The sequence below is a fragment of the Pseudomonas guangdongensis genome, assembly GCF_900105885.1.
In the GTDB taxonomy this organism is placed as follows: Bacteria; Pseudomonadota; Gammaproteobacteria; order Pseudomonadales; family Pseudomonadaceae; genus Geopseudomonas; species Geopseudomonas guangdongensis.
Map to the genome: position 1 here is coordinate 350,591 of NZ_LT629780.1, position 20,586 is coordinate 371,176.

Consider the following 20,586-nt stretch of genomic DNA (forward strand, 5'->3'; position numbering starts at 1 on the left):
GGCAGTACGATTCAAAGCGAACGAAAAACTCTAAAGTTAAGCGACAGCATGGCTAACACCACGCATACCAACGCAATGCACAGCTTCACTGCTGACGCAGCCAAATCAAACTCTTGTGACAACCAGTGAATGCTTGAAAAAAAAACCACCGCACCTAGCAAGCACAACCAGAGTAAGCGTATCCAGCTGATTGGCAAAGGGTAGAGACGTTGAGTAAAGAGAAGAAAGCCACCCGATAGAAGCATGCAAGATATTAACGTAGCCGTCGCCGCCCCTGTCGCACCAAACCAGGGAATCAACCAAAAATTCAAGGCCACATTCAAAATGGCGGCCGCCCATGCAAGACCAGCAAAAATCTTGGTTCTATTAGCCAGGGAGATACCGATGGCAGTGACTTGCTGGGTAGCCTGAAATACTGCGGTAAAGCATAGTACCGTTAATGGAATAGTTGCGGCAGCATAGTCGGGCGACATGATCGCCCCAATAAATTCGCCCGCAAACAAAGCGATGGATCCGGCCACACACAACATGACTACCAAGAGAATCAAGAGCACCTCCGCATAGACCTGCCTATGGCTCTGGGGATGATCCGCCCTGACTTTTACCGCATAAGGACTCCAAGCCATACCAAATGCAGTTGCGACGAAAACTGCCAAGGTAGAGAACCTGAATGCTACTGAATAGATGCCAACCTCGGAGACCCCGGCCATTGCCGCCAACATCCATCGATCAATCGATGCGAACAACCAGTAAGCAACCTCGGTGAAAATGAAGGGAGTACCGAAAGCCAAAAGCCGTCCAGCCCAAGGCCTATCAAGATTTACGACGAAGTCCTTTTTGACAAGCCAGATCCCAAGCGGTAATGCCAGCAGCAGTGTTGATGCCTGGGCCAATAGTACGCCCTCAACGCCCGCACCAAAATGCAGAACTAGGAAGAGCGCAATCAGCGATCCAAGTGCACGACTGGTGAAAGTGTAGCCCAAGAACTTCCAGGGCGCGAAATGAAGCCTCAAGACATCCTGCAAGTATTGGCTCCATTGGAGAAGCGGAAGAAGAGCGGCGATAGCCAGAACGCCCATTGAACCTAGTTGCTCCACTCCGCCAGTGCTCGCTTTGAATATCAACGGCACGATAAAGAATGCACATACTCCACACACTACGCCGACACCGAACGTCAGCCAGAAGCCTGTCGAGACCAATACCGACCGTTCAGCCTCAGAAACACCGGCATCCCAATAGTAGCGCTGCACCGCGTTATTCAAACCGCAACGAACAAAAACAGCGCCAAGTGTCGCAATGGTCAGCCCTAGCTCCATAACACCAAACCCCTCAGTCGACAGAGCGGAAGCGAGCAATGGAAAAGTGAAGAACGCGAGAAGCTTCAGCAGGAAGTCGCCGCCGCCATAAATGACGCTATCACGGGCTAATTTACGTAAAAACACTACTCAGGCAACCGCCCATTTTTCAGAGGATGAATAACCTTGGCGGCACGCTTGGGGTAATCGCTCAAAAGCGGATGATACAAATCAATCAAGCGCTCGCGACGACCGTAAAGATAGTGAATTATCTCACCAAACAAATATTGCGCTGAATCGTAACCATAGTACTTCTGAACATATGCTCTACCGGCAGCACCTAGCTCCCTGCGGATGCCAGGCTGCGTAACGAGCTTGCGTAAAATCTCCACAAGATTTTCTGGAGACCCCGAAACGATGGGGCATTCGGAAAAATATGACCATCGACGAAGAGGCGAGACATAGTTTTCGTCTTCGAGATTGCTAATTACCGGCAGACCAGAAGCCATTCCCTCTAGGCCGTTAAGCCCATGGCCAACTGCTATAAGTTGCTCAACCAGAATATCGACATCTTCCTTGAAGATCCGTTTGACTTCCGAATTTTGCTTACCCTCGATCAGAACCAGCTCTACTTTCAAACCGTCACGCTTTAGCTGGGCAACCGCATCAATTACAAACTCACTTCCTTTGAAACCACGATGATTTGGCGCATGCGCGATATAAACCACATCATTTACGCCATCCGCATCACTGGCTCTGGTCGACGGAGTCCACTCCTCATAATTAATAAAAAGGAAATTCGGCATGATGACGTCCCACCGACCAAACCCATCAGGCCCTAAAAATCCAAGTAGTACCACATCGGCGTGCTCACACCAGTAGTCAACGCGCGCAGCGATACGCCGCTGCTGCCGTGAAGGCACGGGGACCGACATCAACAACCCCTGCAGCATGGAGGTAGACTTCACCCTGTTGTAAACAAACGCGTCCAGGCCAAATGGAAGAACTACGACCTTCTTCCGCGCCAATTTCAATAGCTGGGCCTCCATGCGCCAAAAGGGAGTTTTTCCAAGAAAAAAACCGTTGAACGAAATAAAGAACACATCAAATCTGAAAAGACTCTCAAAAAAGGCGAGGTAATACTTCAGGAAAACTGGAATAGGTCCATAGCTTTCCTGAACCAACCGATCATAGTCCTCCCGCTTATTTATCGTATAGGAATAACCATCGGTAAAGGTCAGCGACTCGTAGCCCGCTGCACGCATAGCTCGCGCCCAATAAGAGTTATTTATTATCGGCGCCTCCCCCCAGACCAAACGCGGATTATCCAGTATAGGCCGACAGGATAGGCGAGCAGAGAGCGCTATCAGCATTGCAACGATGAAGAAGAGCGGATAGGCAGCCCAACAAAATAACGTATAGACTCTAGCCTTCATAAAAACACTTTCTTCCGATCAAGAATAGCTACGCCAAACCCGTTGCGACCGAATCCGTCGCCATTGAAAAGCATATATCGTTTACCATTGAAGTCGAACACGCAGGGATAGCAAATCATTTCGCCACACTCATCGCAGTCCGCATCAATACCCGCTTGACGATCATTACGCACCCACTGCCAACCATCAGTGGAGGATGCATAGCCCATTCGATACTTTCCATGCTCTACCCCCACGAACGAGAACCACATTTCGTAGTCTCCTTCGCCATTTTTCATCACAGCAGAGCGAGCAATATTAGTTTCACCAGGTGCAAAGTCAATGGCAACTCGGCCTTCACGCTGCCAATTCAAACCATCCGCCGAAGTCGCATGCTTGATATGGTAATGGGACTGCAATCCGTGCACTTCACGGGTCCACTTTACCCCAGAGACATAGGTCATTCTGTACAACTCACCATCTTTGTAGACATGGGGCGAAGTGACGAGACAAGGATCGTATTCACTACGACTCATGACCGGGGCTACCGAGGTGCGTTTGAAATTCAGCCCGTCTTCGCTGACCGCCAAACCAATTGCCGCATAAAAAAGCGGAGGGTTCGCACCTTTGTTCCATCCGATGAAATAAAGATGATAACGACCTTCGATAGCTATAATCGACGCTGGGAATACACCATGCTCATCGAAATGGCCGATTTCACCCGGAGCCAAGCAAAGCGTAGGAACTTTGCTGAGCACTCGTACTTCGTCGCCTTGTAGCGCCAGATCCACTGAGTAGATACTGGAATACTGGCGCCCATCACGGACTGCAAAAAAAACCCTGATAAAGTCAGCAAAGCATAATACTGTAGGGAGTTGAGCATGTGACACCGCCGACGCCAAAACCCCTGAAGACAGATGATAGAAAAAGATCTTCTTCCACATTATTTTTTCACCACAATGGTCCATTCCCACAGGTCGTAATCGTGCAGCAGGGCCACTTTGCGCGAGAAGTTCTTCTTGCAGTAGTCAAACCACTCGACAGACTTGCCGTAGAACAAGTGCGGTTCTTCCCAATCGACGTAGGAGGTCAGCAAGTTGAAAGCGAAGCCTTTCGAGCTGTGCTTATCGAGCGCGTGGAGGCTTTCTTTAATGTACGCTTCCCACTCTTCATAAGTGGCATCAAAGCGGACATTGTAGGTACCCGAAACGAACGAGTAGTCCGCCACACTGGTCACTTCTTTGGCCAGACGCAGGTCGATCTTGTCGGCAGGGTAGACTGACAGACGCTTGGCCGCAGCATCGAGCATCTCCTGACTGACGTCATAGCCGTGGTAGCAGGACACTTCGCAGCCCAGGTCCTTTTCCAGAAAGTCCAGAATGGACCCGTAGCCACAGCCTAGGTCGTTGATGGAGAACGGCTCGTCCGCGGCATCGAGTAACGCTGCCAACTTGGAGAAGCGCAGCTTCTGGCACGCTTCGGTGTTCCAACCTACTGAACGCGAATCCTCCCCCATCTTGCGCAGGTTATCGGAATACATCGCTTCAATTTTTTTAAGTTGCGAATCGACGGCCATCAGAAACCAATTTCCTCAGAGTTCATTTTGTGGGCGCGTGTTCTCTCTTCTATGTAAACCTCTTTGGGCTTCGTGTTCTTCATCAACAGGGCACCAGCGCCGATCAATGTTTCGTCGGCGATTGTGAGACTGTCTCTGAGCGTCGCATTCACTCCAATGAACACGTGATCGCCAATCACGCAGGAACCGGAAATCACAACATGGGAACTAATGAAATTGTGGTGCCCAATCTTACTATGGTGACCAATGTGGTTTCCACTCCAAAGCATGGTATTGCTGCCGATGGATACATAAGGCTGCAAGGTATTGTCTTCAAAAATGAAGACATTGTCGCCCAAGGTATTGGAACTCCAGACCTTGACGCTGGGGTGCACGAACGTCGCACAGCGGTAACCCTCCGCCAGCATCTCCTCGTATACACGTCGACGCACGTGATTCATCTTCGCGTAGCCAATAGCCACGAACACCTCGACCTCGGCAGCAGGGTAAAGGCCGGGCAGATCCTCGACGGCGATCAGCGGCAGCCCGTAAATCTCCTCGGCGTTCTGGTACTCACGGTGGCAGGCGTAGGCAACAACCTGATAGTCGGAGAGCTCATTGAAGTAATCGCCGGCCACCTCAGCAAACAGCCCTGTGCCCACAATCACCAATTTTTTTGATTTCATCACGCCCCCAGCTTGGAGAATGGAAGAAGGAAGAAGCCTTGATAACCCTCCAACAGCTCCTGTCGGGAGCGTGCTTTCAAGGACGCATCAAAAATCCGGGTGTAGTAGTAATACGGGTAGTCGGTGGTACCCCACTTCTTCTTGAAGTCATACACCCCGCCCTGGGAAAGCCAGGTGCCGCCCCAGTTCCAATTTGCAAAGCCGTTGGCTATGGCATCCTGCATCGCCGTGTACACGATCAAGGCAAGCGCCTGCGTGCTACGCGCCGACTCCACGATCACCGGCGTGAAGTACTCGACGGTACGGTTATGGTAGAACAACAGCAACGCCGCGACGGGTTGGCCATCTTTCTCAGCAACGAAGATCTTCCAGTTCTGCGCATCGACAAAGGCTGGGATGGCATCGAAGAACGAGCGCTGCTTGCTCAGCCCGCCAATCGCCGTGATGTTCTTGACATGGGTAGTGAACAGGAAATCCACATCCGCCTGGCTGCGGCCTTCACGAATGGTGATGCCCTCCTTGATGGCCTTGCGAATGTTGCGTGGGCGAGGATCACTGAAACTGCTCATCAGTTCATCGATGTTCGCCAGTGCCGGAAGGTGGGTGATCTGCCCGATGCGCTCATCGCGGCAATCGTACTTGCTGTGACGCTCATAGACTGCGAACGGCTCCAACGGGTTTGAGATCAACGTGGCACAAACAGCGCCCTCACGCTCGGCCAACTGATAGAAGAATTCGACCAGCGCACCCGCGACTTCGTCGTTGCGCTCGACCTGAATCACACCGCCATTGCTGCCGTAGTACGCAAGCGAGTTGTAGACCTTACCGAGGTACCCTTCCTTAACCAGGTACGGGAGGACCGCAACCACGCGCTCCCCTTCGAGGCAGAACAGGCAACGGGCTTGGGCCTCTAGGTGATCGGCGACCAAGCCCATGAAGCCGGATGTTGCATAGATAAGCGAAGTAGGGCTGCCAATGACGAAAGTATCCAGTGCCTCGGCCATCGCAGCGACTGAATGGTCCTCAATAAACACCGGATTGCTCCAACCAGGAATTAACGTTAAGCAGCGACCAGATCAGTAGCCGGCGGTTGCTGGTACCGGTCAAGTGCTCGTCCACCAGGCCTCTGATGGCTTTCTTGTCCATGATCTGATATAGCGGCGACCGGTCGTTATCGATGGTAGCCCTCAGAAAATCGATACTCTCGCCTTTGAACCAACTGGCGTCCGGGGCGGAGAAACCTTGCTTCTCAGCCTTGGTGACATCACCGGGTATGTAATTCGACATAACATCGCGCAGGATCTGCTTGCCGTCGCGGGTCTTTTCGAAATACTTCGCAGTCTTGCTGCCAGCTTCGTTCTCGTTGAGTCGAATGACATTGGACAGGTTGTTCAACTTCAGATGCACCGGGCAGCGCATCGCAAAATCAACCAGATCATTGTCGAGAAAGGGCACGCGGCTTTCGAGGCCATGAGCCATACTTAACTTGTCCTCGACCACCAACAGGCCATGCAGGAAGGTCTTCGCCTCGAAGTACAACGAATGATTGATGTAATCCTCTGGCGTATACAGATTGTCCGCATGGTGCTTGAACACATCACGGAAGATATCGCGCGTCCACACATGCTTCACATCATCCCAGATAGGCGCAAAAACATTCTTGAGCCGGCTATTTGGGATCAAGCGCTGCCAGAACTGGTAGTACTTGTCGATGTAATGTTCGAAATCATCATTGACCACCGCGCGGTAGTAGCGCCACGGATAGCCACCAAACAACTCATCGCCGCCGGCCCCCGACATCACCACCTTGACGAACTTCGATGCCAGCTGCGCAGCATAGTAGTTGGGGTAGCTCTGCCCCACCCGTGGCTCTTCCAAATGCCAGGCCAGTTTGGGCAGCACACGCTCCATGTCGCCAGCCTTCAAGACCATTTCGTAATGCTCGGTCTTGAAGTGATAGGACATGTACTCGGCCTTGCTGCGCTCGTCGTACCCCATCTCGATGCCCGAGGCAGAATTCAGGTCGAAACCGCAGGTAAAGGTCTTCATGTAGGGCAGCGACTGAGCCGCGATCGCGGTGATCGAGCCTGAGTCCATACCGCCGCTGAGGTAGCTGCCGAGTTCCACGTCCGTCACCAACTGACGATTGACGGCCTGGCGGAACAGACGATCCAGTTCTTCCCGGTACTCCTCGCTGCTGGCCTTTTGCTGTGGCTCGCGGAAATCGTAGTCCCAGTACTCCGTCAATTGCAGTGCCGGCGACTTGCGCTTCATGTCCAGCACGGCATAGTGCCCGGCCGGGAACATCTTGACGTCGTTCAGCAGCGTCTTGTCGGTGAAAATGTTCTGGAAGGTGAAGTATTCCAGTAACGCTTCCTTGTCGAGGCTGCGACGAAACTCCGGCATGGCCATTATGGCCTTCTGCTCGGACCCAAACGCCAGGGTATTGCCCTGCCGCGCGTAATAAAGTGGCTTGACGCCATATCGGTCACGTGCTAGCAGCAGGGTCTGCTCCTGACGGTCCCACAGGGCCAGGCCGAACATGCCGTTGAAGCGTTGGAGGGCTTTCGGGCCCCAGGCGATCAAGGCGTTAAGCACGACTTCGCTGTCAGTGCGCGAGCGAAACTGGTAGCCCAAGGCCTCCAGCTCGATACGCAGTTCGCGGAAATTGTAGACCTCACCGTTGTAGACCATCACGTGACGCTGGGATACGGAGGCCATCGGCTGGTGCCCGGCAGGCGACAGATCAATGATTGCCAGACGACGATGGCCCAGGCCGACGTTGCCCTCGATCCAGTGGCCTTCGCCATCCGGCCCTCGATGAGCGATGCCGTCCGTCATGCGCTGTAGAACTACAGGCGATACCGGATTGTTATCCAGGTGAATGAGACCGGTAATGCCGCACATGCGCTTTGCTGCTCCTGAAAATCGATAAGGCGATGAGCCGTGGGACTGCTTGCTCCCGACTTATCACCTCGAATGCCCCCTGACACCAGGTCAGGGGCCTGTCTTGCTTGATGGCTCAACCCAGTTGGCGAATTGCCTCGACCACGTAGGCATAGTCCTCTGCATCCATCCGGTTGTGCAAAGGGATAGCCATGCTGTAATCATTGCAGTCACGCGCCGCCGGGAAGTCGTCCGGCGTCAAGCCATAACGGTCGCGATAGTAAGCCAGCATATGCACCGCGTGAGTGCCCGGGCGAGTAGCGATGCCCTTGGCCTGGAGGATTTCCATCATCTCGTTGCGCGGCATTGGCGCCTTGGCCGGGTGGACATACAGCACAAATGCCTGCCAGCCATGACGACCACCTTCAGGGGTCGTGGGCAGACGCAGCCAGTCGATACCCGCCAGCTGCTCGCCGTAGTACTTCGCCCACTGCTCACGCTCGTCGATGAAACCATCGAGCTTGGCCAGTTGCACCAGACCGACCGCACCCTGCAGGTCGGTCATGCGGTAGTTGAAACCCAGCAGGTTGAACTCTGGCAGCAGGTACGGACGCGGGCCATGGTGGCGCTGCTCTTCAGAGAGCGACGCACCGTGGTTGCGCAACTGGTTCATCTGCTCGGCCAATTCGGCGTTGGCGGTGGTGACCATGCCGCCCTCGCCGGTGGTGACCGATTTGCGCGGGTGAAACGAGAACGCTGCGACATCGCCCAAACTCCCTGCCGGGCGGCCGTTCCAGCTTGCCCCTGCGGCACAGGCAGCGTCCTCGACAATCGCCACCGAAGGTGGCAGTTCGGCACGCAGCGTATCGATGTCTAGGCAACGGCCAAACAGGTGAACGGCAATCACTGCACGGGTACGGTCACTGATCTTGGCCTTGACCTGCTTAAGGTCTAGGTTGAAAGTCAGCGGGTCGACGTCGACGAACACCGGGGTGGCGCCACAGTAGAGGACGACGTTGGCCGTGGCCACCCAGGTAAAGGCTGGAACGATGACTTCGTCGCCCGGGCCGATACCCAAGCCGGCTAGCGCCAGGTGCAGACCAGTGGTGCAGGAAGTAACAGCTAGCGCATGGGGAACCTGATGGCGCTCGGCGAAGGCTTTCTCGAATGCGGCAACCTTGGGCCCTTGAGTCAGCCAGCCACTCATCAGTGGCTCACGAGTGGCCATCCATTCTTCCTCACCGGTGCTAGGCAGGGAAATAGCGATATTGCGCTTTTCCATCGACATCACTCAGCCCCGTTCTCGGCACGCCAGTCGATCAGCTTCTGCAGACCTTCACGCAGTTCGTACTTGTAGGTAAAACCAAGGTCGGCAGTGGCTTTCTTCGGGCAGCCAATACGGTTCTGCACCATGCGGCGGGCATCGTCGGCGCTGTATGGACGATATTCCACCTTCAGCTCCGATTGTTTGAGGTCGAGGATCGTGTCGCACAGCTCCTTGATGCTGGTCTGCACGCCAGTGCCTACGTTGTAGAACTGGTCAGTGACTTCGGCCTCCAGCGCCCGGACATTGCAACGTGCAACGTCTTCGACGTAGATGAAGTCGTAAGCCTGAGTACCATCACCATTGATGACCGGGCCTTCGTTGGCATCGATCTTGTTCAGCATGATCGGAATAACGCCAGTGTAGGCGGCGGTCTGATCCTGGTGCGGGCCGTACACGTTCATGTAGCGCAGGCCGACATAGCTTAGGCCAAAACGGTCGTGGTAGGCGTGGCACATGGCCTCACCAGCGATCTTGGTAGCACCGTAGAAGTTGCGATTGTTGAAGGGGTGTTCTTCGGTCATCGGAACCTGCACCGCATCGCCGTACACCGATGCCGAGGAGGAGTAGACCAAGCGTTTGATGTTGTTGTTCACGCACGCCTCGAGCACGTTGAAAGTGCCCTCGATGTTGACGTGAAACGCGGTGCGCGGGAAATCCTTACAGTGCAGCAGCCACATGGCAGCCAGATGGATTACGCCATCCATGCCTTTCATTGCATCGTTGAGCAGGTCGATCTCGCGGATGTCTCCACCGTGCGGGTACATGGTGCAACGCGGATCCTTGAGCTGCTCGGCAATATTGCTGAGCTTACCGCGGGCGAGGTTGTCATAGATGACGACCTGTTCAGCACCTTCCTTGAGCAGCTCGGATACAACGAAGCTGCCGATGAAACCGGCGCCGCCGATGACGAGAATCTTGGAACCTTTGACTTTCATGCTGGGTTACTCCATTAAGTGCGGGTAGTGGCGGCCAGTGCGGCGCAGATCGCTTGCTGTTCGGTTTCGCCGAGGTAGGGATGCATCGGCAGGCTCATGACTTTGCGCGCAATCGCATCACCAACAGGCAGGCTTGCGTGTTCGTCCTTGACCGCCGGTTGCTGATTGAGCGGAATTGGGTAGTGCACTGCGGTAGGCACGCCTGCCACCTTGAGCTGCGCCTGCATGCGGTCGCGACTTTCCACCTGAACGGTATACTGCGCCCAGGCGCTCGTGTTGCCGGCAGTCACGAATGGCGCTTCGATCCCGTGCAGCTCAAGCAAATGGGCATAATTCGCGGCAACCTGCTGACGCTTTGCCAACTCGGATTCGAAAATTTCCAACTTAGGCAGCAGAATCGCAGCCTGAAGGGTGTCTAGGCGGCTGTTCACGCCCACACGGATGTGGTGGTAGCGACGATCCTGACCATGACGGGCGATCTGGCGCATTACTGTGGCCAACTCGTCATCGTTGGTGAAGATTGCTCCACCGTCGCCATAACAACCCAAGGGCTTACTTGGGAAGAAGCTGGTGCAGGCAATGGTCGTCAGATTGCATGAGCGCTTGCCCTTGTAGGTGGCACCGAAGCTCTGCGCGGCGTCCTCAATCACAGGGATGCCATGCCGGGCAGCGATAGTATTGATCGCGTCGAAGTCAGCGCATTGGCCATACAGCGACACAGGGATGATCGCCTTGGTACGCGGGGTGATGGCAGCTTCAAGCAGCGCCGGATCAAGGTTATAGGTGCGCGGATCGACGTCAACGTACACCGGTTTTGCCCCTAGCAGAGCAACTGTCTCGGCTGTGGCGATATAAGTGAAGCCGGGGGTGATAACCTCATCGCCCGGGCCAATGCCCAGCGCCATCTGTGCAATCTGCAGCGCATCGGTACCGTTGGCAACGCTGATGCAGTACTTGGCATCCACAAAGGCCGCCAGCTTCTCCTCCAGCTCCGCCACTTCCGGACCAAGAATGTACTGGCCATGCGCCAGTACGCGCTGAATATTGGCGTCGATCTTGTCTTTGATCAGCGTCTGCTGAGTTTTGAGATCGATGAATTCGATCACTGCGCTTGCTCCTTTCTGAGAACACCACCCTCGAGCACATAGCTCTCTCCGGAGTGAATGCATGGCGCACTCCCCTCCCCGGCAAGCGGCAGATCCAGTTGCTCGCCGAACTCGCTCATCCAACCAATCTGCCTAGCTGGAACCCCGACCATCAGCGCATAGGCAGGAACGTCTTTGTTGACCACTGCGCCTGCACCTATGAAAGCGAACTCGCCAATGGTGACGCCACAGACGATGGTACAGTTGGCGCCGAGGGTGGCGCCTTTCTTCACCAGAGTGTCGCGGTACTGGTCCTTGCGCTCGATCAGCGAGCGCGGGTTGTAGACGTTGGTGAAGACCATACTCGGCCCGCAGAACACGCCCTCTTCGAGGGTGACGTTGTCATAGACCGAGACGTTGTTCTGCACCTTGCAGTGGTCTCCGATGACCACCTTGTTGCCGACGAACACGTTCTGGCCCAGGGACACCCCCTTGCCGATGCGCGCGCCGCCGCAGACGTGAACGAAATGCCAGACGCGCGAACCTTCTCCGATCTGTGCGCCGTCATCGACAATGGCGCTGGGGTGCTGGTAGTGAGGCATGGGCGTTTCCTGAAGGCAAAAGACATGATCGCCAGCAAGCTGGCTCCTAAAGGGGCTCAGACCAGCCGGTTGAGGAACGGGTGGCCTTCGTCATTCTGCGCGCCGACGATGGCGGCGGAGCGGATAGTGTTGACCGTTTCCACGCAGTGACGTGCATCTTCAATGCCGTAGCCGCGACCGGCGAGGATTTCCTGGTAGCTGGTGGTGTGCAGGTCGGTGAAGCCTTCGGAGAATTCCATTTCCTCGCCGTTGACAGTAATGGAGCGGTAGGTGGGCTTCTTGCCCTTTACCGAGTCCGGCAGGTCGTTGGCGTCGATGGACAGGAACCAGCGTACCCGGGCCTTTTCGTACTCCAGGTAGCCGGCGGCCTTGTAGTCGGAGGCGAAGTGCACCACGTTGCGCTGCAGCTTGCCGAAGATGAAGTGCAGCATGTCGTAGAAGTGCACGCCGATGTTGGTGGCCACGCCGAAGGATTTGCGCGGATCGCCCTTCCAGCTCTCCATGTACCACTTGCCACGGCTGGTGATGTAGGTCAGCTCGACATCGTATTTGTGGCTGGCGTTCTCCGCCGTGACCTTGTTCTTCAGATCGAGGATGGCCTGATGGTGACGCAGCTGCAGGATGTTGTAGACGCGCTGGCCGGTTTCCTGCTCGATCAGCGCCAGCTCGTCGAGGATCTCCGGAGTCGGCACCAGCGGCTTTTCGCAGATCACGTCGCAGCCCAGGCGCAGGCCAGCAGCGATGTGAGCATGGTGCAGGTAGTTGGGGGTGCAGACCGAGACATAGTTGAGCGCCGTGGCCGGATCGCGCTTGATGCGCTGGGCATGTTCCAGGAAGCGCTCGAACTCGGTGAAGAACTCGCTCTGCGGCGAGATGCTGTCGATGATGCCGACCGAGTCGTTGATGTCGTAGGCGGAAACCAGCTGGTTGCCGGTGTCCTTGATGGCGCGCATGTGCCGGGGCGCGATGTAACCGGCGGCGCCGATCAGGGCGAAGTTCTTCATGGCTATTCCTTGCAAAGCGTGACCCGGCAGGCTGGGTAGCCTGACCGGGCGGTGACTGCGTGGTGAACGATCAGGCCTTGATGATGTGTTCGGCCGGCGTGCGGTATTTGCCGCGGCTGTCGACGATCAGGCGAGCGTGCTGGGCGATCAGCTCGTAGTCGAACTTGTCGTGGTCGGTGGCCAGCACCACGGCATCGAAGCGGGCGAGGTTGTCCGCGGTCAGGGCTTCGCTGTTCAGTTCGAAATGGTGCTCGCGCATCTTCGGGAATACCGGCACATGCGGATCGCTGTAGGCGACGATGCCACCCTTGGCTTCGATCAGCTCCATGATCTCCACGGAGGGCGACTCGCGCATGTCGTCGACGTTCTTCTTGTAGGCGATGCCCAGCACCAGGATACGGCTGCCCTTGAGCGCCTTGCCGCTGTCGTTCAGGCCATCCATCAGCTTGTTCAGCACGTACTCCGGCATGGCGCGGTTGACTTCGCCGGACAGCTCGATGAAGCGGGTATGCAGACCGTACTCGCGCGCCTTCCAGGTCAGGTAGAAGGGGTCGATAGGGATGCAGTGACCACCTAGGCCCGGTCCGGGGTAGTAGGCGGTAAAGCCGAACGGCTTGGTCGCGGCGGCATCCACCACCTCGAAGATGTCGATGCCCATGCGGTCGGCGACGATCTTCATCTCGTTGACAAGGCCGATGTTGACCGCGCGGTGAATGTTTTCCAGCAGCTTGGTCATTTCCGCTGCCTTGGTCGAGCTGACCGGTACGACCTGGTCGATGGCCTGCTCGTACAGGGCGATACCGACTTCTAGGCAGGCCAGGGTATGACCGCCGATCACTTTAGGAATGGTGCGGGTTTCAAAGTTTGGGTTGCCCGGATCTTCGCGCTCAGGCGAGTAGACTAAGAAGATGTCTTCACCGACCACCAGTCCGCCTTCCTGTACACGAGGCAACAGTTCCTCCTCGGTGGTTCCGGGGTATGTGGTGCTCTCTAACGATACGGCTTGGCCAGCACGTAGATAGGGCTTGATAGCATCGGTGGTATTGATCACGAAGCTCATATCGGGCTCGCGATACTTGTTCAGCGGGGTCGGCACGCACAGAATCAACGCATCGCACTCACTGGCGCGACGGAAGTCGGTAGTCGCTTCAAAACCGCTTTCACACGCTGCGGCGATCTTGTCGGCGTGGATATGTTCGATATAGCTTAGGCCGGCATTGAGCTTACCGACCTTATCTGTATCAATATCGATACCGAGCACACGGTAGCCGATAGAATTATAGCGCAGCATGAGCGGTAGCCCTACATAGCCCAGACCGACTATGCCGATGATGGCTTCTTTAGATTTGAGTTTTGTGATGATTGCTGCTGTATAGTCGGTCATCGAGGACGATCTCGTTAGCGGATTATTCAATGATTTTACGGCTGACGACACTTTTCAATCAGCCTGACCCGGCAGGAATTTTTAATTTAACCTGCAGTGGCATTACTGCCAGATCAAATATAGCATTCTATGCTTGACCAGATAGCACTTACATATAGAGCTTATTTTATTATTCTGGCAGTAGACTTAAGCACACTAACTTGATGAGCTGCGAAATAACATTAAGCAGAAACTTGCAGCTTCTTTCATAGCCACCGGCTCTTTTCTCACCAAGCGAAGCTGCGCTCCACAAGCCGGCACTTGGGTATTACCTTAAAGGTTCGTGGCCTGCTGCACTTAGCTATCTGTGTAATGATATGCTCACTTAGGATTTCGCTCAAATCTTGCACGAAAAGCTTGCCTATACATCTACTGTCAGCCAGCAGGATTGGTGCTCGTCGGGTGCAAGCCTATAGCAATTCAGAGCCTGCGAAACGCTCTCTCACCATCTATTCCCCTTCCGTTTAGTGCTTAGCTCGACCGCATACGGCAGGCTATGCATGTCGACAGTGATAGGTGCTTCTAGGTAGTCTGGACACGCTACCGCCCCAGGATTTGACGTCGCTTTCCTGAGGACGATGAGACTACGCTGCTACCTGCTGCCACAAGGACAGTCATCGTTGCCAGCTCAATGAGTGAGGCGACGACGTCGTCAGGCAGTAGCCGGATGGATATTGCATAGCATACTGCGAACCAGTGCGACGAACACACCAAGCATATCGCCGCGAACGAAGCCGATGTTGGGAATCAAGAAACTCTTAAGCTGGATCGGACGGTCCAGGTTGCAGGCCGACTGCGCGATGTTGGCTCGCTGATCGGTGAACACTCCGCCCACAGTTCAAAAAGGTCGATCTCATCGTCGTAACGACCGAGATTGCCGGCTTGCTCCACAACTACCACTCCTTTATGCGTATCTCGGATCGACATGGACAGGTACTCTTGCGCTGTCGACCTATGTCATACCTACCGAGTTAGCAGTCTGCCAGATTTGTACAAGCAGCCCCCTACTTTCGAGTGGCGCGTATTTTGCCAAGTTAGTCATGCTGGCGCCAGCCACCACCGACCGGGGCGACAAGCGTTCAGTACGATACCAAGAGCTTTTGCACGCATGCCAGCAGGCGCTGCAGGGCGCCTTGATTGGCACGCAGCACCTCCAGACCGGCGCGGCTCATGTCCTGGCGGGCCGCCGGCGTGCCAAGCAGAGTCTGCAGGCAGTGGGCCAAACTGGCACCATCGCCCACTTCGACCAGCGCGCCGGCCGCGCGCAGCTGCGCTGCGATCTCCAGAAAGTTGAACAGGTGCGGACCGCTCAGCACCGGCAACCCCAGCGCCGCCGGCTCCAGCAGGTTGTGGCCGCCGTTGGGCACCAGGCTACCGCCGACGAAGGCGACGTCGGCCAGGGCGTAGAGGAACAGCAGCTCGCCCATGGTGTCGCCGAGCAGCACCTGGTCTTGCGCCGTCACCGGCTGGGCAGCGGAGCGGCGCACGGTGGCGAAGCCTTCGCGCCGGCACAGCGCGAGGACGGCGTCGAAGCGCTCGGGATGGCGCGGCACGAGGATCAGCAGCGCGTCGGGATGGCTGGCGAGCAGTTGGCGGTGGGCGGCGAGAATCTGCTCGTCTTCGCCGGCATGGGTGCTGGCGGCGATCCACAGTGGGCGCCGCTCGGCTCCCCAGCTGGCACGCAGGGCCTTGGCGCGCGGCTGCAGCTCGGGATCGATACTCAGGTCGAACTTGATCGAGCCGGTGACGCCGACGCACTCGGCGCGGGCGCCGAGCCGGCGGAAGCGCTCGGCCTCGGCCTCGGTCTGCGCGGCGATCCAGTCCATCTCGGCGAGCATCGGCCGGGTCAGGCCGGCAAAGCGGGCATAGCCGCGGGCGGACTTCTCCGACAGCCGGGCGTTGGCCAGCACCGTGGGAATGCCGCGCCGCGCGCACTGGTGGATGTGGTTGGGCCACAGCTCGGTTTCCATGATCAGCGCGAGCTTCGGCCGGATCCGGTCGAGGAAGCGCGCCGCCGCCCACGGCAGGTCGTAGGGCAGATAGCAGTGCTGCACGTCGCCGGCGCGGATCTCGGCGTCGAACAGCGCGCGGATGCGCTCGGAGCCGGTGGGGGTCATGCAGGTGACGGTGATCGGCAACTCGGGATGACGCTGACGCAGGGCGCGAATCAGCGGCGCGGCGGCGATGCTTTCACCCACCGAAACGGCGTGCACCCAGATGCCGCCGGGCCTGAGCGGCGGCAGCGCGAGGGCGAAGCGCTCGGCCAGGCGTTGACGGTAGGCCGGCGCCTGGCGGCTGCGCAGGTAGAGGCGCAGGAGGATCAGCGGCAGGGCCAGGTGCAGGAGGAAGCTGTAGAGGGTCCGGTTCATCGGCAAAGAGGTGCGCCTTCCCGTAAATGTGGAAATGTGGGTGAGCGCGTATACTGCCCACCCTCATGACACTCGTACAGAGGCAGCTATGCGTCTTACCCCATTTCAGACTCGTACCATTGTTGACGTCGCCCGCCAGCAACTGGGTCCGGATGTACGCATATGGCTGTTCGGCTCACGAGCCGACGATCGTCTGCGTGGCGGCGATATCGATCTGCTTGTTGAAACCGGGCAGGTGATTGAAAACCGCATGTTGGCTGCCGCACGCCTGGATGCGGCATTACAGATGGCCCTGGGCGAACAGAAGCTCGATGTCTTGCTGGTCGACGCCTGTACCGAGACCAAGCCGATTCATGAGGTTGCCAAAACCGAGGGCATCGAGTTGACCACAATACCCGACCCAGAATATCTGCGCCTGCTCAGCCTGCTGGAAGTGGTGCGCCGCGAGGGAAACTGGCTGCTGCGCGCCCAACGCCGTTTGTTCGCCTATCCACTCGATGTCGCATGGTTCGACGGACTGGAGCAGGACGATGCTGCCGCCGAAACCTTGGAAGCGTTCGTGTCGCGCTTCGCTCGTTTGCAGGACAATCTCGGCGACAAGCTGATTCCCGCCTGCCTGCGCGCCTTGGCTGAGCGCACCGGAAGCGCGCTGGACAACCTTAATCGTGCGGAAAAACTGGGCCTGCTATGGTCGGCTCAGGACTGGTTAGCGGCCCGCACGCTGCGTAACCGCATGGTTCACGACTACCAGCCGGCCGCCGAAGATCTGATCCAGGCCCTGAAGGCCGCCAACCTGCTGATCCCACATTTCATCGAGACCTACAACACCATCAACCAGCGCCTGGCGGAGAGTCTGGGCGTGACGGGTGAGTGGCCGGAGCAGCTGGAGGCCTGACCAGTCAGGCCGTATAGCTAGCCGCCGCTACCAACAGTTGTACTTCTTGCCCTCTGCTCACTGAAGGCTCTGCCCATGTCCCAAGCCCTGTGTACCGATATCCTCATCGTCGGCGGCGGTATCGCCGGCCTCTGGCTGAATGCCCGGCTGCGCCGGCTCGGTTATGCGACCGTGCTGGTGGAGAGCGTGGCGCTGGGCGGCGGGCAGAGCGTGAAGTCGCAGGGGATCATCCATGGCGGTACCAAGTACGCGCTGAGCGGCGCGCTGACCGGCTCTTCCGAGGCCATCGCCGACATGCCCAGGCGCTGGCGCGAAGCGCTGGCCGGCAGCGGCGAACTGGACCTCTCCGGCGTGCGCCTGCTCTCCGAGGCCCACTACCTGTGGTCGCCCGGCACCCTCGCCGGCAACCTGACCGGCTTCTTCGCCAGCAAGGCGATGCGCGGACGGGTCGATCAGGTCAAAGGCGCGGCGCTGCCGCCGGCGCTGCAGGACGCGCGGTTCCGGGGCAAGGTCTACCGGCTAGCCGAGCTGGTGCTGGACGTGCCCAGCCTGATCGCCCGCCTGGCCGCGCTGGCCGGCGACGGCCTGCTGGCCGGCGCATGCATCGAGCCGCTGCGCGAAGGCGGCGAGCTGGTCGGGCTGAGCGTCGACGGCCGGGCGATTCGCGCCCGCCGCGTGGTGCTCTGCGCCGGCGCCGGCAATGCCGGGCTGCTGGCGGCGCTGGGGATAGAGCAGCCGCAGCAGTTGCGCCCGCTGCACATGGTGCTGGTCAAGGCGCCGACCCTGCGGCCGCTGTACGCCCACTGCCTGGGCGGCGGCACCAAGCCGCGGATCACCGTCACCACCCATCCGGCCGCCGATGGCCAGTGGGTGTGGTACCTGGGCGGCGACCTGGCCGAGGCCGACGGCGTGGCCCGCGACGAGGCCGCCCAGGTGCGCGCCGCACAGCGCGAGCTGGGCGAGCTGCTGCCCTGGGTCGATCTGTCGGGCGCCGAGTGGCGCACCCTGCGGGTCGATCGCGCCGAGCCGGCGCAGTCGGGGCTGGTGCGCCCGGACAATGCCTTCCTCGCGGCGCAGGGCGCCCTGCTGGTCGGCTGGCCGACCAAGCTGGCGCTGGCGCCGGATCTGGCCGACCGGGTGGTCGCCAGCCTGGAACGCGACGGCATCCGCCCCGGCGACCGCCCTGCCCTGCCGGCACTGCCGCGCCCGAGCGTGTCGCCGGCGCCCTGGGATAGCCTGTTTGCCTGAGACGGGGGCGGCCTGCGCGCCGACCGCCATCGCCGGGAAAGCGCTACGCGAGTTTTCTACCCTGCGGCTCGGTGCAGCCGGCAGTGCAGGGTGGACAACTCGCGCAGCGACTGCCCACCAGACGGGCCGCGCCAGGATCGACGATACTCCCACGCCTTCATCCCCGCACGAGGACTCCGCCCCATGCCATCCGCCACCCTGCACGACCTGCACCGCCCGCTCGGCTCGACCGGGCTGATCGTCTCGCCGCTGGGCCTGGGCACGGTCAAGCTGGGCCGCGACCAGGGGGTGAAGTACCCCAACGGCTTCCGCATTCCCGACGACCGCGCCGCCGCCGAGCTGCTGGCCCAGGCGCGGGCGCTGGGCATCAACCTGCTGGACACCGCGCCGGCCTACGGGGTGAGCGAGCAGCGCCTCGGCCCGCTGCTGCGCGGCCAGCGCCAGGATTGGGTGATCTGCAGCAAGGTCGGCGAGGAGTTCGACGCCGGCCTCTCGCATTTCGACTTCAGCGCCGCGCACACCCGCCGCTCGGTGCAGCGCAGCCTGCGCCGGCTGGAAACCGACTACCTGGACCTGGTCCTGGTGCATTCGGACGGCAACGATCTGGCGGTACTGGACGATGAGGTCTACGGCGAGCTGGAGCGCCTCAAGAGCGAGGGGCTGATCCGCGCCTTCGGCTTTTCCGGCAAGACCGTGGCCGGCGGGCTGCGCGCCCTGGAGCGCGGCGACTGCGCGATGGTCACCTACAACCTTGCCGAGCAGGGCGAGCGGCCGGTGCTCGACTACGCCGCCGCCCACGGCAAGGGCATCCTGATCAAGAAGGCGCTGGCCAGCGGCCATGCCTGCCTGGCGGCCGGCGCGACGGACGCCGACCCGGTACGCGCCAGCTTCGCGCTGGTCTTCGCCCATCCGGCAGTGAGCAGCGCGATCGTCGGCACCATCAACCCGGCGCATCTGGCCGCCAACGTGGCCAGCGTGGCGGCGCTGCTCGCCGTCGGCTGAGTCTCAGTCCTTCAGTACGAAGGCATCGGCATCCCGCCAGGCCGGGAAGCGGGCGCGGAACTTGGCCAGCGCCTGCGCTGACAAGGTGACGTGGAACACCCCCTCGGCATCGCCGGCATCCAGCAGGCTGTCGCCGATGAAGTCCAGCACCTGGCTGTCGCCGGCGTGCGGATAGCCGTTGCCGTCCTCGCCGATGCGGTTGACCGCCGCGACGTAGCACAGATTCTCGATGCCGCGCGCCGGCAGCAGGCGGTTCCACGGATTGCGCCGCGCCGCCGGCCAGCTGGCGATGTACAGCAGCAGGTCGGTGTCGTGGGGATCGCGGCTCCACACCGGGAAGCGCAGGTCGTAGCAGACCAGCGGACGCACGTGCCAGCCCTTGATCTGCAGCAGCACGCGCTCCTCGCCCGCCGCGTAGTGCTCGTGCTCGCCGGCCATGCGGAACAGGTGGCGCTTGTCGTAGTGGGCGCAGCTGCCGTCCGGGCGCGCCCAGTACAGGCGGTTGCGGTAGCTGCCATCGGCGGCGCGGGTGATCACGCTGCCGACCACCACGGCATTCAGCCGCGCGGCCTGCGCCAGCAGCCAAGCGCGGCTCGGGCCGTCCTCGGCCTCGGCCAGCGCGGCGGCGTCCATGGAGAAGCCGGTGGCGAACATCTCCGGCAGGATCACCAGGTCGGCGCCCTCGGCCTGCCCCAGCAGACGGGCGAAGTGGGCATGGTTGGCGGCCGGGTCCTGCCAGACCGGGGCGGTCTGCACCAGGGCCAGCTTGAGATCGGGCAGGGTTGTCAGGTCACGCATGGGAGTTCTCCGCAAGTTCTCGGGCATCGAGTAAGGCAGGAGGCGCCGTGCGCCCCCTGCC

18 protein-coding genes are annotated in these 20,586 nt (G+C 58.9%); 3 read left to right on the plus strand and 15 right to left on the minus strand.

All coding sequences use genetic code 11. The features are described 5' to 3' along the window. Positions 1–11 precede the first annotated feature (11 nt). From BLU22_RS01790 to waaA, 14 genes are all read right to left on the minus strand, one after another. On the minus strand, positions 12–1,442 hold the full coding sequence (locus BLU22_RS01790) for an oligosaccharide flippase family protein (protein ID WP_090211676.1): 1,431 nt from the start codon (positions 1,440–1,442) through the stop codon (positions 12–14). Beyond that, the gene (locus tag BLU22_RS14895; protein WP_157718955.1) at positions 1,442–2,731 is read right to left on the minus strand and encodes a glycosyltransferase family protein; all 1,290 of its coding nucleotides are present in this window, start codon (positions 2,729–2,731) and stop codon (positions 1,442–1,444) included. Before BLU22_RS14895 ends, BLU22_RS01790 begins: the two co-directional genes overlap by 1 nt. Then, positions 2,728–3,654 (minus strand): glycoside hydrolase family protein, encoded by a 927-nt coding sequence (locus BLU22_RS14900; protein ID WP_157718956.1) that lies wholly within the window; start codon positions 3,652–3,654, stop codon positions 2,728–2,730. The genes BLU22_RS14895 and BLU22_RS14900 overlap by 4 nt, the downstream gene beginning before the upstream one ends. Beyond that, a complete protein-coding gene (locus tag BLU22_RS01795; protein ID WP_090211677.1) occupies positions 3,654–4,286 on the minus strand; it encodes a class I SAM-dependent methyltransferase in 633 nt (210 codons plus the stop codon). The genes BLU22_RS14900 and BLU22_RS01795 overlap by 1 nt, the downstream gene beginning before the upstream one ends. After that, complete coding sequence (locus BLU22_RS01800; protein ID WP_090211679.1) at positions 4,286–4,951, minus strand: acetyltransferase; 666 nt, start codon at positions 4,949–4,951, stop codon at positions 4,286–4,288. Before BLU22_RS01800 ends, BLU22_RS01795 begins: the two co-directional genes overlap by 1 nt. After that, positions 4,951–5,985 (minus strand): GNAT family N-acetyltransferase, encoded by a 1,035-nt coding sequence (locus BLU22_RS01805; protein WP_090211681.1) that lies wholly within the window; start codon positions 5,983–5,985, stop codon positions 4,951–4,953. The genes BLU22_RS01800 and BLU22_RS01805 overlap by 1 nt, the downstream gene beginning before the upstream one ends. Continuing rightward, positions 5,975–7,858: an asparagine synthase (glutamine-hydrolyzing) gene (asnB, locus tag BLU22_RS01810; RefSeq protein ID WP_090211682.1), complete on the minus strand. Its 1,884-nt coding sequence runs from the start codon at positions 7,856–7,858 to the stop codon at positions 5,975–5,977. Before asnB ends, BLU22_RS01805 begins: the two co-directional genes overlap by 11 nt. 115 nt (positions 7,859–7,973) lie before the next feature. Then, complete coding sequence (locus BLU22_RS01815; protein WP_090211684.1) at positions 7,974–9,125, minus strand: DegT/DnrJ/EryC1/StrS family aminotransferase; 1,152 nt, start codon at positions 9,123–9,125, stop codon at positions 7,974–7,976. Then, positions 9,125–10,099 (minus strand): SDR family NAD(P)-dependent oxidoreductase, encoded by a 975-nt coding sequence (locus BLU22_RS01820; protein WP_090211685.1) that lies wholly within the window; start codon positions 10,097–10,099, stop codon positions 9,125–9,127. Before BLU22_RS01820 ends, BLU22_RS01815 begins: the two co-directional genes overlap by 1 nt. A gap of 14 nt (positions 10,100–10,113) precedes the next feature. Further along, the gene (locus tag BLU22_RS01825) at positions 10,114–11,205 is read right to left on the minus strand and encodes a DegT/DnrJ/EryC1/StrS family aminotransferase (protein WP_090211687.1); all 1,092 of its coding nucleotides are present in this window, start codon (positions 11,203–11,205) and stop codon (positions 10,114–10,116) included. Next, complete coding sequence (gene wbpD / locus BLU22_RS01830; RefSeq protein WP_090211688.1) at positions 11,202–11,786, minus strand: UDP-2-acetamido-3-amino-2,3-dideoxy-D-glucuronate N-acetyltransferase; 585 nt, start codon at positions 11,784–11,786, stop codon at positions 11,202–11,204. The genes BLU22_RS01825 and wbpD overlap by 4 nt, the downstream gene beginning before the upstream one ends. Before the next feature lie 56 nt (positions 11,787–11,842). Further along, complete coding sequence (gene wbpB, locus BLU22_RS01835; RefSeq protein ID WP_090211690.1) at positions 11,843–12,790, minus strand: UDP-N-acetyl-2-amino-2-deoxy-D-glucuronate oxidase; 948 nt, start codon at positions 12,788–12,790, stop codon at positions 11,843–11,845. 70 nt (positions 12,791–12,860) lie between these two features. Further along, on the minus strand, positions 12,861–14,174 hold the full coding sequence (wbpA, locus tag BLU22_RS01840; protein ID WP_090211692.1) for a UDP-N-acetyl-D-glucosamine 6-dehydrogenase: 1,314 nt from the start codon (positions 14,172–14,174) through the stop codon (positions 12,861–12,863). Positions 14,175–15,292: 1,118 nt separating this feature from the next. Continuing rightward, positions 15,293–16,582 carry a lipid IV(A) 3-deoxy-D-manno-octulosonic acid transferase gene (waaA, locus tag BLU22_RS01845; protein ID WP_090211694.1) on the minus strand — a complete coding sequence of 430 codons (1,290 nt, stop codon included), beginning with the start codon at positions 16,580–16,582 and terminating at the stop codon, positions 15,293–15,295. Between the two features lie 88 nt (positions 16,583–16,670). Here waaA and BLU22_RS15120 point away from each other — a divergent pair, with 88 nt between their 5' ends. The 3 genes from BLU22_RS15120 (at position 16,671) to BLU22_RS01860 (ending at position 19,727) form a co-directional block, all read left to right on the plus strand. After that, entirely contained in the window at positions 16,671–17,477 is an 807-nt protein-coding gene (locus BLU22_RS15120; protein ID WP_197676760.1) for a nucleotidyltransferase domain-containing protein, read from the plus strand. Positions 17,478–17,552: 75 nt separating this feature from the next. Then, entirely contained in the window at positions 17,553–18,725 is a 1,173-nt protein-coding gene (locus BLU22_RS01855; RefSeq protein ID WP_090211695.1) for an NAD(P)/FAD-dependent oxidoreductase, read from the plus strand. A 183-nt stretch (positions 18,726–18,908) separates the two neighbouring features. Then, positions 18,909–19,727: an aldo/keto reductase gene (locus tag BLU22_RS01860; protein WP_090211697.1), complete on the plus strand. Its 819-nt coding sequence runs from the start codon at positions 18,909–18,911 to the stop codon at positions 19,725–19,727. A gap of 3 nt (positions 19,728–19,730) precedes the next feature. Here the strand turns inward: BLU22_RS01860 and BLU22_RS01865 are convergent, their stop codons facing one another. Next, positions 19,731–20,525, minus strand: a complete 795-nt coding sequence (locus BLU22_RS01865) for an amidohydrolase (protein WP_090211699.1) — start codon at positions 20,523–20,525, stop codon at positions 19,731–19,733. Positions 20,526–20,586: the final 61 nt, after the last annotated feature.

Excerpts from the sequence above, each read along its gene's own strand:
- BLU22_RS01855 (WP_090211695.1), top strand. The coding sequence starts at position 17,553 with ATGTCCCAAGCCCTGTGTACCGATATCCTCATCGTCGGCGGCGGTATC.
- asnB (WP_090211682.1), bottom strand. The coding sequence starts at position 7,858 with ATGTGCGGCATTACCGGTCTCATTCACCTGGATAACAATCCGGTATCG.
- BLU22_RS01865 (WP_090211699.1), bottom strand. The coding sequence starts at position 20,525 with ATGCGTGACCTGACAACCCTGCCCGATCTCAAGCTGGCCCTGGTGCAG.
- wbpD (WP_090211688.1), bottom strand. The coding sequence starts at position 11,786 with ATGCCTCACTACCAGCACCCCAGCGCCATTGTCGATGACGGCGCACAG.
- BLU22_RS14895 (WP_157718955.1), bottom strand. The coding sequence starts at position 2,731 with ATGAAGGCTAGAGTCTATACGTTATTTTGTTGGGCTGCCTATCCGCTC.
- BLU22_RS01820 (WP_090211685.1), bottom strand. The coding sequence starts at position 10,099 with ATGAAAGTCAAAGGTTCCAAGATTCTCGTCATCGGCGGCGCCGGTTTC.
- BLU22_RS14900 (WP_157718956.1), bottom strand. The coding sequence starts at position 3,654 with ATGTGGAAGAAGATCTTTTTCTATCATCTGTCTTCAGGGGTTTTGGCG.
- wbpB (WP_090211690.1), bottom strand. The coding sequence starts at position 12,790 with ATGAAGAACTTCGCCCTGATCGGCGCCGCCGGTTACATCGCGCCCCGG.
- wbpA (WP_090211692.1), bottom strand. The coding sequence starts at position 14,174 with ATGACCGACTATACAGCAGCAATCATCACAAAACTCAAATCTAAAGAA.
- BLU22_RS01860 (WP_090211697.1), top strand. The coding sequence starts at position 18,909 with ATGCCATCCGCCACCCTGCACGACCTGCACCGCCCGCTCGGCTCGACC.
- BLU22_RS01815 (WP_090211684.1), bottom strand. The coding sequence starts at position 9,125 with ATGTCGATGGAAAAGCGCAATATCGCTATTTCCCTGCCTAGCACCGGT.
- BLU22_RS01800 (WP_090211679.1), bottom strand. The coding sequence starts at position 4,951 with ATGAAATCAAAAAAATTGGTGATTGTGGGCACAGGGCTGTTTGCTGAG.
- waaA (WP_090211694.1), bottom strand. The coding sequence starts at position 16,582 with ATGAACCGGACCCTCTACAGCTTCCTCCTGCACCTGGCCCTGCCGCTG.
- BLU22_RS01795 (WP_090211677.1), bottom strand. The coding sequence starts at position 4,286 with ATGGCCGTCGATTCGCAACTTAAAAAAATTGAAGCGATGTATTCCGAT.
- BLU22_RS15120 (WP_197676760.1), top strand. The coding sequence starts at position 16,671 with ATGCGTCTTACCCCATTTCAGACTCGTACCATTGTTGACGTCGCCCGC.